Raw genomic sequence first — 15,220 nt, 5'->3', positions numbered from 1 at the left:
CATTATGAGTAGCAGCTTAGGCGATAACCGCTTCAACTTTACGAGCGATTTTTGCTTTACCTACAGGTAACACTTCACGACCAAATTCGTTGTTCAGTACTTGTGCCATTGCGAAGTAAATTGCACTTGCGCCACAGAAGATACCCTCGAAGCCAGCGATAGCACCGATCACTTCGCTACCAGTGAAATCACGAGCAGCAAGCAAGAAGAACAGGATAGTTAGAGAGCCAAATACCACTTGCTTCGCTGTTGGGTAACATAGAGAACCAATGAACATGAAACCAGTGAAGATGCCCCAAAGCGCTAGGTACCAACCCATAAAGCTTGCAGGGCTTGCAGGAAGACCCATGTGAGGCATTACGATTAGACCAACCAATGTTAGCCAAAATAGACCGTAAGAAGTAAACGCAGTTGTGCCGAATGTATCACCGCGTTTAAAGCACATGATGCCAACGATTACTTGGCTAAGGCCACCGTAAAAGATGCCCATCGCTAGAATCATAGAGTCAATTGGGAAAAATCCTGCATTATGAATATTGAGCAGAATAGTGGTCATACCGAAACCCATAAGACCTAGCGGTGCTGGGTTAGCCAGTTTTGTCGACATGTACAAATACCTTTTTTCAAAAATGTTGATAAAAAATGCGCGCGAATTTTAATGGGCTCCAGAACAAAAGAGAAAAGCTGTTATTGAAAACTTAGATTCCATAAATAAACCACTACATATATAAAAAAAGACCCTGCAAAAAAGCAGAGTCTTTATAGATGGTTAGGTTGTTTTTTACTCGATCACTGACAAGAAATCTCGTCCCAGAACCAGTTGCTTTGCGTTGGGCTTTCCCACACTCCTGGGCCATTTTTCGCAACAAAACATTTGTTTTGGTACGTCACTTTATCGCCGTTAGCGACTTGCGTTACACCCGGCTCCCACTGAATAAAATTGCCTGTCACTGGTGGTTCTGGCTCGGTTACTGGCGGCTCTGGCTCAGTCACCGGTGGTTCAGGTTCCGTTGTAGGCGGCTCCGTAGGAGTGCCTGAAACCAGCTTCCAAGGGTCTCCTTTCGTTGGCTCATTACCTTGTGACCACCATTTCGCTTCGTAAACAGCACCTTGGTAAGAAACTTGATCACCCGTGTTATATACTTTGCCAGAATCCCAAGCTGCCACACCACCTACAGGCGGCTCAACCGGATCCACTGGGTCTAACTTGTCAACTACACGAACTTCTGGCCAACCCGCATGAGATTGGTAGAAGTTAGTTACACATTTCTCATAATCACCCGCAACTAGCGCAGAGTAAGCCGTTTGGAAACCAACAAGCTCACATTCAAATGAGTGACCTCCAGGACGATCTGAGTAGTATTTCCAGTTACCATCCCAGTTGGTGTAAAGCACGTCTGTCGCACCATTTAGATTTAAGCTGCCGTAAGGCGTCTGCTGCCAACAGGTATTGGTCTCATCGGCTTCAATTGGAATTTGATAATGAGCGGCAAGTCCTTCCCAATAGCGAATACGGTTAACAGGTTGACCTTTATCCTTGTTTTGCTCACCACACTCAATACCACCATTGATCACGTTGATGGTCGTACCAAAGCCGTAACCAATGCCAGCATCAAGCTCACGCTGTGAAGGCACCCAAGTACGGTCAATCACATGTAGCATTGCAGGTTTCGGTGCTTGTGGGGTTAGGAAGAACCAGATAGCCGATGCTAAGTTCAGCCACGAATCCGCAACCAAGCCTGGATTTTTCAGCAATACAGATGCATCGCCATCAAACATCACTTCAGAGAACGCGCCATAGTTAAAATGGTAAGAAAGCTGCTTTGCACCACGTCCAAAGTAACCTTGTCCAGACTCACATGGCCAGCGTTTGTTTTGCCAGTCATTTTGACCACAACCTGTTGTGTAACCTTCTTGCCCTTCAGACCATCCCATTTCTCGCACATGAACCAAAGCTTGCTGCCACTCTTCCAACCCTAGCGGATTATCCGATACGTTATCAATCGAAATATGGCCACCGGTTTCTTGTGCAAAGTGAGCAAACGCTGTCACGATCGATTTTTTACAAATTGCATCCGAATCACGACCGTCTGTGTACTCACCACAGAATGCAGGGAACTTACCAATTGCACGTAGGAAACGCGTGTAAGTGTATTCAGGTGCCGCCATTTGAGTCAGGAAGTCCCACTCACTTTCGGGGAATACACGCTCTACACGCTTCACGTTTTCTGGGTTGGTTGTCGCCCCTGGAACAATCGCTTCAACCACTGAGTTCGGGCGTGTCTCTAATGCTTGTGACCAAATGGCATACATAGGATCAGAAGTTTTGCTTTGCTCTACGGCTTGAACGTCACCACGAGCAATAACATAACCATTCGGATTTTGCGGATCGGGCTGAATATTCATACTCGCATTCACTTGTGCTGCTAAGACACAACTCAATGCAAGAGGAAGATGTTTGAGTGCAAACATGTCTAGTCTCCGGATTTCAACAATACAATATACGAGGAATAACTAGACATATAGTGGATCATATATACGAAACACCGAGCCAAGTACGTTGATTCTGCGAGACAAAATGAATAAATAGGTCCTCACACACATTTTGTCACAAGAAAAATGTTACCTTGACTCAAAAGAAAAGCGGAGACCCTGTGAGCCTCCGCTTTGTGATGTTTCTCTCTTTATTGTTCTGCCGAAACCACCTCTAGCTTCGCGGTTGACTTTTGTTTAGACAGCACAAAATAAACCACACACTGAGAAATAATTGCGGCAAGCACAATCACTGGTGAGGCGTTGATTCCAGCTAAAAGAAAACACCCCAATGCGATCATTCCATTGAGTAATGCGTAAGGCAATTGTGTACGGAAGTGCTCATACTGTTCACACCCCGCTCCTGTCGACGACAAAATCGTAGTTTCAGAGATGGGAGAACAGTGATCGCCAAACAAGCCACCAGATAATACCGCACCAATACAAACCAACAGTGGTGCATCAATCGCGACGGCAGTTGGGATCACTAATGGCATCATGATGGCAAACGTCCCCCAAGATGATCCCGTAGCGAACGAGATAATACCGGCCAGTAAAAACGCAACCGCTGGCAATAACCAGTAAGGGAAACCGGCTTGAGCTTGTTCAGCAATGTATGCAGCTGCACCTAATTCTTTCCCAACCGAGCTAAGCGCCCAAGCCAATACCAGAATCACCGCCACTGACATCATGTTTGACATCCCTTTCAGATAAACCTGAATACCATCCGAAAGCTTTCTTACGCCATAAAACGCCATCAGCGCAATTAAAGTGAAGGCCGCGAAGAAATATGCAGAAGAAAGTGCAGCCCTAAACGTTGATCCTGCCACTTTTTGAAATGGAAAACCGTGTGGCACGAGGATGGTACATAGAACCACCAGCATAACGAGCAAAGGTGCCCATACAAAACTAGATTTTGCATCTTTATGCGTAAACACATTCATGGACTCCTGCACTTTCCCAAAGTCAGAGCCCTGCTCTGCTAGTTGTTCAGCCTTCGCCATCGGTCCGAAATCTAATTTGAAGAAAGAGACAATCGGCACAATCGCGATCGCAAGAAAGGCGTAAAACTGATACGGGATCGCACCAATGAAAGCATCCCAATCACTCATACTGACATTCAGGGCAGTAAACTCTTTTTGAATCAATCCCATGATGTAAACGCCCCATCCGATAAAAGGGATCAAGATTGCCACCGGAGAGGAAGTCGAATCGATAATAAAAGCTAATTTTTGGCGTGATACTTTTAACTTATCAAATAAAGGGCGAAAAACAGGGCCAACAATCAGTGGTGTACCAAGGTCTGAGAAGAAAATAACCACACCACCGAACCATGCGGACAGTTGAGCTTGGCATTTACTCGCAACCCATTGAGTAACCTTTTTAGCAAACGCCACACCACCGCCAGATTTCTCCATCAAGGCAACAAAGCCACCAATAAAGACCAAGAGCAAAATGACGCCCGCATTGTAGCTGTCAGTTAATTGCGGCAGTAGATAGCTTTTCATCAATGCACTAAACGAGTCTAGTGGCCCTTTTTCGACAAATGTCCCTTCGAGCATAGCGACACCACTCACCACACCGGCGAATAAACCAACAACGACATTTCTTGTGGTCAGCGCGAGGAAAAGAGTAATAAGGATGGGAATGAGAGAGGTAACGTCAGCCTGTTCCATAGCAATACCATTTATGATAATCAAACAATTAAAATGAATATATATTTAATTTAACCGCATGTATATATCTCTCACGAAAAAGTTGAGCCTCCTCTTCACAAACTTGAAGTACAAAAAAACCAGCCCGAAGGCTGGTTCTTATAAACTCAACTGTCTAGAGGAAAATTATTCCCACTCGAATATCAATGAGAAGAAAATAAGTCTATATAACAGCTAGTTAGAAAAGTGGTCCTTGTCGATACCATCATCTATACCATGCGCAGAATTTTTTTGATTTTTTGCGTCTCGTCGGCGTTTTAGTTCGGCTTTGGCCCAAATTGAAGATTCTTCCATATCGCGACGAAGTTCTTGTATCTCTTCAACACTAAGCCGTCGTGGACCTGAGGTAATTCTATCCATCTTGTGCCTCCAACTTGTCGCAGTACATTTTAAAACGCATCAAAACATGAGTTACCAGCAAGAAATATTGGGGATATTTTTAGATTGTTTTTCATACACATCTTGAAAGCCATCAACACTGCCCAAAGATTATACAACGAGGAATAACCTCGTTAAATAAAAGGATCAAATCATGGGTTTGAAACCAGGGCCAAAACCAATAGCCAAGTCGACCGGCAAGCCAGATCAACGTCGACGTGACAACAAAAAAACTCCAGGAAACACTCCCGGCTTAAAGCCAAGCAAATCCTCGACCAAGTAACGCTACCTCAATATCGAGTCAGTGTAAGTGGTACTGACTCTTGTTGCTAAAACCCAAAACACGCTTTTGCCCCAAAATCGTTTAGAGTCAGTACCCTATGCTACAGAAACTCCATGTGTTTGCCCTACTAAAAGTAATCCCATCAATACCCCATAAATTCTAAAAATATGCCATTTGTTTGACATGAGCATCAGTTGCGCATATTCGATTGTGCTAGCCTCCAAAAAGTCAGCATTACACCACTTTAAAGGGGAAGTGGGCATTCGTACCTCACAAAATTTTATCCAACTATTTTTAGACAGTTAAAACAGCGTGGGTATCAGGCAGAATCGAAGCGGAACGAATATGGTAACTAAGAAGTTTGACCTAAATATAGATCGAATGCTTGAAAACTGGGATGTATTCCATGCAGTTCGGGAAATCATTGCAAATGCTCTCGACGAGCAGATATTGACTGACACAGAGGACATTATTATTTCACGTGATGACCGAGGTCATTGGTGCATAAGGGACTTTGGCCGTGGCCTTAGACACGAGCACTTCACGATGAACGAGAATCAAGAAAAGCTCGAACATCCCGGACTCATCGGAAAATTCGGTGTGGGCTTGAAGGATGCTCTAGCCACATTCGATCGCTTGGGCATCGAGACCCGTATCCGCTCTAAGTTCTGCGATGTCTCCTTCGACCGTTCTGAAAAACATGATTTCTCTGATGTCATCACGCTACATGCCTGTATCTCCGAACCGTCCGACCCTGCATTCGTCGGAACAGAATTCATCTTGAAAGGCTGTTCTACAGATGATATCGAGAAGGCGAAGCGTCTATTCCTGCGCTTCTCCGGTGAAGAGTGCCTAGAGAAAAACCAATATGGAGAAGTCTTGCGGAAAGTGGGCAGGGTCTCTTTCATTTACATTAACGGTATCCGCGTCGCCGAAGAAGAAAATTTTCTGTTCTCCTACAACATCACTTCGCTGACGGCTGCTATCAAGAAGGCTCTCAATCGCGAACGAACGAATGTCGGGAGAACCGCCTACTCCGACCGAGTTAAGTCCATTCTGCTCGCTTCCTCTTCGGAAGCAGTTGCTAAAACTCTCGTCAATGACCTCGGTAACTTTGGGAGTGGCTCACTCCACGACGAAATGAAATGGACGGATGTCTCCGTTCATGCATCGAAGATCACCAATGCGTCGGGAAACGTCCTGTTCCTGACGGATGAGGAGATTATGAATGCTCCGCGTTTCGTCGAGGAAGCTCGGGCAAATGGACGGCAGATAATCACAATCCCGAGTAACGTCAAGGAAAAGCTGTCGGGACAGGTTGATACTGAAGGAAACGTAATACAGGATTTAGGCAATTTCATTTCTGGGTGGAACGATTGTTTCGAGTTCAAATTTGTCCCACTAGAAAAGCTTTCACAGGCCGAAAGAGTGGTGTTTGGCACGACCGGAAAGCTCGCAGATCTAGTCGGTGGACTTCCTTCGAGGGTTCAGTCGGTGAAGATCTCGGAAACGATGCGCCCCGAGACGGGGGGCTTCTCGGAAGCTCGGGGGCTTTGGACTGGTAAGGAAATTATTATCAAGCGCGACGAACTCGCTTCTGTCGAGAGCTATGCGTCGACCCTGCTTCACGAAATAGCTCATGCTCGAAGCGGAGAGGTCGACGTCACAATCGGTTTCGAACAAGAGCTGACCTCACTCCTCGGGATGGTTGCATCGAAAGCACTACTTACTATAGCCGGCGAGCACACAAGAGCCCGATTACCTGAAACCCATACTTCATCGCCACACCCACAAACATCGAATCGAGACTCAACTCCAAAGAAAAAGGCAGGCTTTTGGGCAAGGTTTTTCGGCAATCCTTAGGGTGACGTGATAGTGCCCATCATCCATATTCATGCGCAGATTCTGATGAACTGTTCGCTGTACGGATGATTAGTTCATTGATTTAGGAAACTACGTTCTCCGTTTCCTCCAAATTCAGCGTATCCGAACAACATGGCTTAGGACACCTATTCTATTTAAGCTGTTTCTGCCCCCGCTCCGCCTTGACTCAGGTCTATCTGTTTTGAAACTTCCATGTCCAGAGGTGTTCTGACGAGGCTTTTGTTCTGACGAGGCTTTGTAACACAGAAATGCCCCTATATCAGATAGAGCAAAGGCTCTATCACATCTATTTAGCTAAGTGTGCTATATCTAAGCTAATGTGAAAGACAAGTCGCAAGACGTAACCCCACCTCCTTATTCAACTTGACTCACACTTGAAGGTCTAGACTCTATTTGTAAATTACTTTTAAGGGTAAAATAAGAGGAAATTGAGTTACTAGAGTCGAGTATGAGTAATACAGCAACAGTTAGACTATCTTGCTTTGGGATTATATCTGCTATTGAAGATGACCTTAGAGCATTGATATTGAGAACAACCAGCGATCTAAAGGATCTTCCACTAGATATCCAAGATAAAGTAGTTGATAGATTTAATCGAGAAAATGAAGTTAAACCAGACATCTCTCCACAGCTAGGTGATTATCTCAATTTTATAGATTTTTTGGATAGTCAAAAAATTCTCCATAAGATAAAGCGAAACCAAACGATCTTAAAAGAAGATCTACTAATCTTTATATGTGAAAATTTAGAGAACCTCTCCCCTTGTCGAAATCGAGTTTGTCATAGTCGCCCTTTAGAATCTACAGACTTTTTTGATTTACGTCAGTTTTGCATTGAATTACTAGAGCGCTCGAAAGACTATAAATTTTCCGAGATAAAAAAAGTAATTAATAATTTGGATGATCGGGCTTACTTGTCAAGCATTGGAACCCCTGCTGTTTGGGATGATAAGAAAAGAAATATTTTTAACAACCTTCCAATGGTAGAGTTTGATGATACAGGGTTTTTAGGTCGAGTTGATGATAGAACCTCTATTAATAAGTTATTATTGTCAGACACAAGAGTTATTACGATTGTAGGTGAGGGAGGGATAGGAAAGACTGCATTAGCTCAACGTTGTTTATATGATATTTTGGATATTTGTGAAGATCCTTCCAAAGGAGAAGCAAGGTTTGATATTATTGCTTGGGTGACATTAAAAGCAAATGAACTAACGGTTAATGGTGCAAAACAAATTAATAATGCAATAACAAATAGTATTGGTTTATTTCAGCACGTAAGTTCATTTCTTGGTAGTGAAAAAAGTGGAAGTATAGACAGTAATCTAGATGAAATATTAGAATATATGAATGAATTCAATATTTTAATTTGTATTGATAATCTAGAAACAATATCCACATCAAAAGTTAGAAACTTTTTGGCAAATATACCTAATGGTTCTAAAGTAATTATAACGACAAGAATGGCTCTGGGAGAATTAGAGTATAGATATAAACTAGATAAGCTTGATAATAAATCTTCTATCAACCTAATACGTACTATGGCAAAAATATTAAACGTGCCTGATTTATATAAAAGAAATAATGCAAAATTAGAATCTCTATGTGATAAATTATTCAATAACCCTTTGCTTATTAGATGGTATGTTAGGTCTTATGCTTATGGAGAAAATCCTAAGAAGCTAGTGAATAAGGATAGTGTAAATTTTAAAGAAGCATTAAGCTTTTGCTTTGAAAATTTATACGATAAATTGTCAGATGATGAAAGGAAAATCATTTTAGTTATAGCATGTAATAATAAACCAATGACTCTTGTAGAGTTACGTTTCTTTTTAGATGAAATGCATCATTTAGTTCTTGAAGAAGCTATTCATCGATTGAGAAATTCTAGTATGTTGATGGCCACTGATGAGGAGCGTTATGAAGAGCCAAAGTTTGTTTTAACTAGTGTTGCAGAAAGTTACCTAAAGAGCATTAATGCTGTTACTAAAGAGATCTATCAGCTAGTTAAAGAAAGACGGTCTAAACTGCGAACTATAATAGCTGGGCAAGGTGTGTCTAAACACACTTATGAGTTTGACCCTAAAAATGTGGTTTGGGAAACAAATGATCAAAAAGTATGTGCAACATACTTGAGTACTGCAATTACATTACACCATACAAAAAATACGGAAGAGGCTTTAGAAAAAGTTATTCAAGCTAAAGAATTAATGCCAGATTTTTCTGAATGTTATCGGGTTCATGCATATATTTTGCAGAAAGAACAACCTTGGTTAGCTATGTCTGAATATGAGACAGCTCTTGAATATAACGGTAATTCATTGATTGCACGCTACTCCTTTGCAAAGTTTTTAAATATGGAAGAAGAGTATGATGATGCAAAAGAACAACTTGAATATGCTCTTAAAATTGCTCCCGATTCTATTCCGTGTAAGAGTCAGTTAGCATTTACCTTCAAAATCATGGGAGACTACTCTTCCGCAAATAGTATTTATGAAGATATACTTTCTGAAGAAAATTTTTCTTCTCATAAAAAATTTCGTGTAAGCACATATGACCAGGCATCTGACTGTCAGCGAAGAATGTCAGAACAATTTATCGCTCACAATGATCCTGAAAAAGCACTAGTACACCTTACCAAATCAATTGATATTATTGAAAAAGCAATATCTAACGACGATTATGATGCTTCTATAATTGATAAGCTATGCAAGATATATAGAGAGTCTATAGGGTATTATAAAATTAGCGATGATATCTCTCTTAATAATAGAATACTAGGAATTTTGGATGTGTATATCCAAGATTTTAGTTATAAGTGTATACAAGAGTTAAGGGCGGGTATTGATGAAATATTAATAATCGATACGACTAAGAACAAGATTAAGCTAAATGAAATCCTTGAAAAAATAAGATATTTAATGACTAGAGAAGCAGGTATGCGTATCAATGGAACGATACATAATCTAGTAGAAGGTAAAAATAATAAATTGTCATATGGGTTTATTGTAGACGATCAAGATAATAGGTATTTCTTTAGTCGTAGTTCAATAACTCCTTCATATCTTTTTGACTCAAGAATGAAAGAAAAAAATATTAAAGTATGTTTTACTATTGGTAATAGTGATAAAGGGTTTATTGCAAAAGATATAGAGATTATTAGCTAGTGATGTTTTTTAATAAAGCTCACTAATGAAATATTAGTGAGCTTTATTGTTAAATACTAAAACTAGTTGTGGGCAGGCCTTGCGTTTTGTCTGCTAAGATACCCTATACTTGAAGTAACCCATTGATTACTAATTTAGCAAGGTCTCTAACTCACAAATGTCCAAAAACGAGTTACAGCTTCACTATAATCGGTTTGATGTATGTGAAAATACGGGCCGGTGCACCATCACCGGCCCGTATGCTTTCTAACTACTTGCGTCGGCCAAACGGCCAGCGTCTCATGTTGTCGATTTGATCAACCGTTTTCGTCACGTCCTTGTAGGCACGCCCGGCCAGCTTGTTTTGGAATACTTCCATTTTATCGGCAATGGTTGTCATCTTAGGGCTGTGTCCAGTGCTGTGTAGCCACTGTCCTAAAAAATAGAAGGCCAGCATCACAATGAACATCACTGCGAAGAAACCAAATACCTCCGCAAGGTTTTGAGGTGGAAAGTTAAGCTCCATAATCAGTAATCCTTATCTAGTTCGGCCGAACGGCCTTTATTGACAAAGCTAGCAACCTCTTCATTGCGTTCCTGGGCATACGAAACGTAGTCCTCAACGTCGAAGGTGTGCTTTTCCGGGTCACGCTCTTGCCACTCAGCGTGTGCTTGGCGAGCTTCTTCCTGGTCATCACTGGATAGGTCATCAAAGCCGCTGGTTTGATTCGTCCAGCCAGTAACGACACCGCCTAAGTTGTCGTTGTCAAATGCAGGAGAAGCGCCGTCAGTCACCCTCCTTATCATCTTCCTCGTCCCCTTTCATGTTGTTTCGTACTGAGCTGGCTAAACGACCTCCAGCGGTTTGGCTTATACGCTCCCCGGCCATATCTCCCACTCCCTTAATCAAATTAGCGCCAGTATCCGCTGCAACGCGGCCCGCTTTTGCAACACTATCCTTAAAGCCGCCAGAGGATTCGCCATGACTAGAAGATTGGTCGGAAGCTTGGGAGAAGGAGCCAGCCTCGTCAGAGTCACCGCTACCGCTAAATGCACTGCTAAGGCTCGACATAACGTCAGTATTGTTCGCTACGTTCTCACCTGCTTTTGTAAATGCAGCCTGAATAGCAGACGCACCGCCGGCGGTAGCCATTGCTGCACCAGCAGCCATACCACCAGTGGCAACAGTCGCTCCGGCCACCGCCCCAGCACTTATGCTGCCAGCACCCGCCGCCGCGCCACCTCCGGGAACTAGGCTAGCAACCACATTGGGAACAGAGTGAATAAGCATTACGAGAACCAGTGAAACGACAAAGATCACCAGCAGTTCACGCATAGGAGCATCATTGGATAGCCCAGCATAAAAACCGTCCATTATCGACATGGCGATGCCAATGAGCAAAGTCATTGTCATCAACTTCAAAGCGACACCCAATACGCTTTTGAAGTAGTTGATTGCTATATCTGAAGTCCAACGCGAACCACCAAACCCCAGCACGAAAACACCGGCATATATCAATATCCAAGCAGTTACCAAGGCCAACAACACATTAGCCGCCACAACCGCCATACATGCCAAAATTGCTAGCGTGATTAAGAAAAGAGACAAGTTATCTATAGGGCTTGTGATGCTGTAATACTCACCTGCTTTAACAATAATGTCGAAAGCAATGCTGATAGGCTCTGAGGGGGTTAGGTCTCTCGGAAGGCCACCGGCTTGAGCACCGATCGTTCTCAACGAGTCGATGATTGACGTCGCAAAGTCTGGGCCGTTTCTGAGTAACCAGAGGAAAAAACCAAACGTCAGGATAAAGCGCATAAACTCGGCAAAGAACTCCCTTATATCCGCTTGTTTAAGGAGCAAAGTACCGCCAGTCCAAACAAGAGATATAGTACCCAGCGTCCAAAACAGCCACACGGCATGGTTTGTAATTACCGTGCTCCAAGTAGCACTAGCGGTCATGAAGCGAACGGCTACCTCATCCAAGACACCATTTGGCTCAATGGCCGCCGACGCAGTTTGCGAGGTCAGTAACACAGCTAGTAGCATCACAAGTCGAATGAATATCTTGCTCATAATTAGAACCCCTTATTCTTGGAACGATCCGTGCGTTCGCCCATATTCCAAAGACAGTTCCCTTCTTCCCTCTGCTCTTTCGTCAGGCTCGGGTTATTACAGTTGATCGTTGTAGACTTTGTCCCTCCATCTTCACCACATCCTACCAGAACGAAAGAGGCCAACACGCTGACGATAAAAACTCGAATGATATTCTTCATGATTAGAACCCCCTGTTTTTTGAACGGTCAGTTGGATCTCCCATATCAAATAACCTTTCACGGGATGCTTGATATTGAGCGTCGCGGTCGGCTTCAGCCTGCATTCGAGAACCAACAGCATTCTGCTGAGCAATTAGTAAGCTACGGATTTGAAGGAGTTGGTTGGCCTGATTGCTGGCGAGTTGGTTAGCATAGCCAATAGCAGCTAACTGACCATCAGCTCCCTGAGCTGCAGACTGTAAGCGGTGCAGCTGACGAGCGTCGGCCTGTAAGTTTTCATGCTGTAACTTCAAGCTCTCAAATAGAGCATCGTTTGCCGTTTTCTGGGATTCAGACGCTAAACGACGGTTTTCTTCCATCGCGGCTTGTTCTGCTGGCGTACACCCTCCAGAACCGTTAAAGCAAGGTGAACTGCGGTAGTAGGCCACATCCTGGAATTTGCTTAGGTAAGCATCAAGGCTACCAAGCTGGTTTTGATAATAAGCAAGCGTATTGGTGGCATGAGTTAAATCATCAATCGTCGATTGTGCCTGGTCCCAAATATAAGCCGCTGGGGCCATCGTGTTTTGCAGTTGGTTTTCATACTGCTGCAACTGAGTTTGGTACTGTTGGATCTGCTTGGCTGTTTGAGTGACAGACTCCATTGCTGACATAATATTTTGTGTCAGGTTCGTTCCATCAACAACCGGAATCCCAGCGACTACCGGTATGGGAGAGATAAGCGCTAATGAAATAGCAACCGTAGGTATTTTAGCCGCTAAAATACGTATATTGTTCATGATTGAGTGCCCTTAGTATTGTCGTGACTAAGTTGCACCCACCAACCTGTATCGGCCTAAAATCTATAGATATGAGCCTCTACCCCTACTGAAAATCAGCGGTGAATGTGGACCTCTACAAAGATAGGTTGTCACTTTCTATCCTGGCGTCCGACCTGCGCGACACCTTAAAAACGCGCGGCCTTAGAGCTTTGAAACATAGGTGTCATTCCCCTTAAAACTGGTTAGGAGTCCAAGGGCTAAAATCGAGGATTAGATACCTCGTAGAGCAAGATGTCGTTGAGCCCGAAGGTGCGAATAAGTAGTGAGTGAAATAGGAACCATCAACTTGTTGGTGGGCCTACTTCACCTATCTTGCCCGCACCTCAGCACTGTTTATCCATGTTTTGCTATCTGTATATTTCTGCAAAGACGATGAATCTTGTCTGTATTTGTATGTATATGTCTGAAATCACATGGGAAAGGCTTGTAATATTATTTCGATTCCAAATATCTCCCGCCCCTCAAATGTCAATAAATGTTGAAACGCCAAGAAAATTAAATATTAAAGAAATTAATTTTCAATAACTTAAAAAACTCCCATGCCGTTCAAATCCGTTCTATTGACAGTTTCAGACATGTATAAATCAGCTGCACAAGTCGGTGTTTCATAAACTACATTGTTCCAATTTCGAGATTCAAACCTCTCAGTCTTTACCAAATTATCCACTGTGTTTTTCGCTTAACTACAGGTTAATTTTTTATATAGGTAAACCTACAGGAAAGTACTATAGGAGGTTCCACAACCATCTGTTATTAAAAAACTTTTCGGCCTTTCTCGGGACAGAACATGCGCACTCCGGGACAAAACATGCGTAAACCGGGACAAAACATGCGCAAAACTCCCCCTTTAAAGCGGGACAAAACATGCGTGGATAACTTTCTAATTTCCCAGACTTACTAACACCTAAAACGATGGTGTATACAGTTCCATTACGCTTCAATATCCCGTTCAATCTGTCGTTTTGTCCGTCGAGGTACTTGAGGAGCACTTGGCTTCAAAAGTAATCCTTTTTCGGTTGGAGTAGCATCTAGTTCTGGCCATGCCTGTTGTACCTTTTTAAGTCCACCATTGAACCGTCGTTTAAAGTCTTTGACATTGGCGTAATTCGCTCCCAATTGTCCCATCAAACCTAACCAAGGGATAATTGTGGCTCGCTTTAAATAACTCACCCGATAAGTCGCCCAGCAATATATATCTATGGCCATCGGAGAACGCTTAATCAACCGCAGAACTCTCATATCCAAAGGGACAGGTTTATCTGTAATAAGTTGAAAAAACTTAGGCGATAGTTCCACCCAAGATTCCCCTAATGAATCTTGATCGGATTGCTTTGTACTCCACCAAATATGGGAAATATCAGCAACCCTGGCTCCAGTTTCATCTTCACAAATATATCCACTTTCATCATTTAGTTCTGTATAACTCACACTGATCGTAGTTTTGAACAACCGCCGCATTTGGTCCCTAAAGGGGTCTATTGACCCATTTTCTCCCCCACTTGAACGCACCCCTAGTTTTTTCATAAAACCTCTTTGAGAATCTCCCAGTTCAAGCTTTCGTGCCTCCTGTTCAGTGATATAACCATTGTCCAGTTTTGACTTATTTCTCACTGCTTGTGTACTTACCCAAACCAAGAGATAGCGTGCATAACAACCGAAAGGCAAACCTACAGATGATGGTGCCATCATGTGGATGGTGAAATTACCATTCTTCCGGCTCCACTCATTCGATTTTGGATTGCTGTGCGGCATGGTTGCTTGAATCAGAAGTCGAGCAATAAATCCGAGTTCATTGGCCTCCTGAGCACTGCATTCTTGAATCTCTATGATGGAGTCTACGTAGCTCGATCTCACCTCAACTTTTGTTTTACGGTGCACTACTGGAACATTTTTTTTCTTGTTTGATACAGGGAACTCTGTATCCATAAAATCTTCAAACGACATATTGATTACTGACTACCAAAAAAAGCCCGGTCTAGCTGCTTTGAATGCAGACCTGCGTTTTTCTTCTATCCAGTTCTCAACCTCTGAAAGATCCCAAGCCACACTGCGGCTAGTAAGTACTATTCGTCGAGGAAACTCTCCCCGTTGTTCCATGTTGTAAATAGTCCGATCAGACAAAGGAATCATCTTGAGTAGTGTCTTGCGATTAATCAGGGTTTTATGTGCCAGATCCTGCATGTCT

At 42.9% G+C, this 15,220-nt stretch carries 12 protein-coding genes; 2 read left to right on the top strand and 10 right to left on the bottom strand.

What is annotated here, in order from left to right; genetic code table 11:
- Nucleotides 1-16 precede the first annotated feature (16 nt).
- The 4 genes from R7O03_RS08955 to R7O03_RS08940 all read right to left on the bottom strand — a co-directional run bounded on the left by R7O03_RS08955 (nt 17) and on the right by R7O03_RS08940 (nt 4,607).
- Nucleotides 17-607, bottom strand: a complete 591-nt coding sequence (locus R7O03_RS08955; RefSeq protein ID WP_005381682.1) for an acetate uptake transporter — start codon at nt 605-607, stop codon at nt 17-19.
- Nucleotides 608-789: 182 nt separating this feature from the next.
- On the bottom strand, nt 790-2,472 hold the full coding sequence (locus R7O03_RS08950) for a chitinase (protein ID WP_318131670.1): 1,683 nt from the start codon (nt 2,470-2,472) through the stop codon (nt 790-792).
- Between the two features lie 212 nt (nt 2,473-2,684).
- Entirely contained in the window at nt 2,685-4,208 is a 1,524-nt protein-coding gene (locus tag R7O03_RS08945; RefSeq protein ID WP_213867002.1) for a Na+/H+ antiporter NhaC family protein, read from the bottom strand.
- 213 nt (nt 4,209-4,421) lie between these two features.
- Nucleotides 4,422-4,607 carry a hypothetical protein gene (locus R7O03_RS08940; protein WP_086597857.1) on the bottom strand — a complete coding sequence of 62 codons (186 nt, stop codon included), beginning with the start codon at nt 4,605-4,607 and terminating at the stop codon, nt 4,422-4,424.
- A 646-nt stretch (nt 4,608-5,253) separates the two neighbouring features.
- Between R7O03_RS08940 and R7O03_RS08935 the strand changes: the two genes are divergently transcribed.
- A complete protein-coding gene (locus tag R7O03_RS08935; RefSeq protein WP_108745023.1) occupies nt 5,254-6,771 on the top strand; it encodes an ATP-binding protein in 1,518 nt (505 codons plus the stop codon).
- Nucleotides 6,772-7,240: 469 nt separating this feature from the next.
- Complete coding sequence (locus tag R7O03_RS08930) at nt 7,241-9,958, top strand: NB-ARC domain-containing protein (protein ID WP_086597859.1); 2,718 nt, start codon at nt 7,241-7,243, stop codon at nt 9,956-9,958.
- A 250-nt stretch (nt 9,959-10,208) separates the two neighbouring features.
- On the opposite strand, the gene R7O03_RS08925 is transcribed toward R7O03_RS08930, so the two are convergent.
- The 6 genes from R7O03_RS08925 to R7O03_RS08900 all read right to left on the bottom strand — a co-directional run bounded on the left by R7O03_RS08925 (nt 10,209) and on the right by R7O03_RS08900 (nt 15,216).
- On the bottom strand, nt 10,209-10,463 hold the full coding sequence (locus R7O03_RS08925; protein WP_086597860.1) for a hypothetical protein: 255 nt from the start codon (nt 10,461-10,463) through the stop codon (nt 10,209-10,211).
- Nucleotides 10,464-10,465: 2 nt separating this feature from the next.
- Nucleotides 10,466-10,744: a hypothetical protein gene (locus R7O03_RS08920; RefSeq protein ID WP_054868186.1), complete on the bottom strand. Its 279-nt coding sequence runs from the start codon at nt 10,742-10,744 to the stop codon at nt 10,466-10,468.
- Nucleotides 10,725-12,014, bottom strand: a complete 1,290-nt coding sequence (gene trbL / locus R7O03_RS08915) for a P-type conjugative transfer protein TrbL (protein WP_108745024.1) — start codon at nt 12,012-12,014, stop codon at nt 10,725-10,727. Before trbL ends, R7O03_RS08920 begins: the two co-directional genes overlap by 20 nt.
- Nucleotides 12,015-12,216: 202 nt before the next feature.
- On the bottom strand, nt 12,217-12,993 hold the full coding sequence (trbJ, locus tag R7O03_RS08910; protein WP_108745025.1) for a P-type conjugative transfer protein TrbJ: 777 nt from the start codon (nt 12,991-12,993) through the stop codon (nt 12,217-12,219).
- Nucleotides 12,994-13,965: 972 nt separating this feature from the next.
- The gene (locus R7O03_RS08905; protein ID WP_064377448.1) at nt 13,966-14,979 is read right to left on the bottom strand and encodes a replication protein RepA; all 1,014 of its coding nucleotides are present in this window, start codon (nt 14,977-14,979) and stop codon (nt 13,966-13,968) included.
- 12 nt (nt 14,980-14,991) lie between these two features.
- The gene (locus R7O03_RS08900; RefSeq protein ID WP_025622075.1) at nt 14,992-15,216 is read right to left on the bottom strand and encodes a helix-turn-helix transcriptional regulator; all 225 of its coding nucleotides are present in this window, start codon (nt 15,214-15,216) and stop codon (nt 14,992-14,994) included.
- Nucleotides 15,217-15,220 lie beyond the last annotated feature (4 nt).

The sequence above is a fragment of the Vibrio sp. Vb2960 genome, assembly GCF_033337665.1.
Lineage (GTDB): Bacteria > Pseudomonadota > Gammaproteobacteria > Enterobacterales > Vibrionaceae > Vibrio > Vibrio alginolyticus.
The sequence above is the reverse complement of the archived record's forward strand: the minus strand, read 5'-3'. Positions and strand labels throughout refer to the sequence as shown.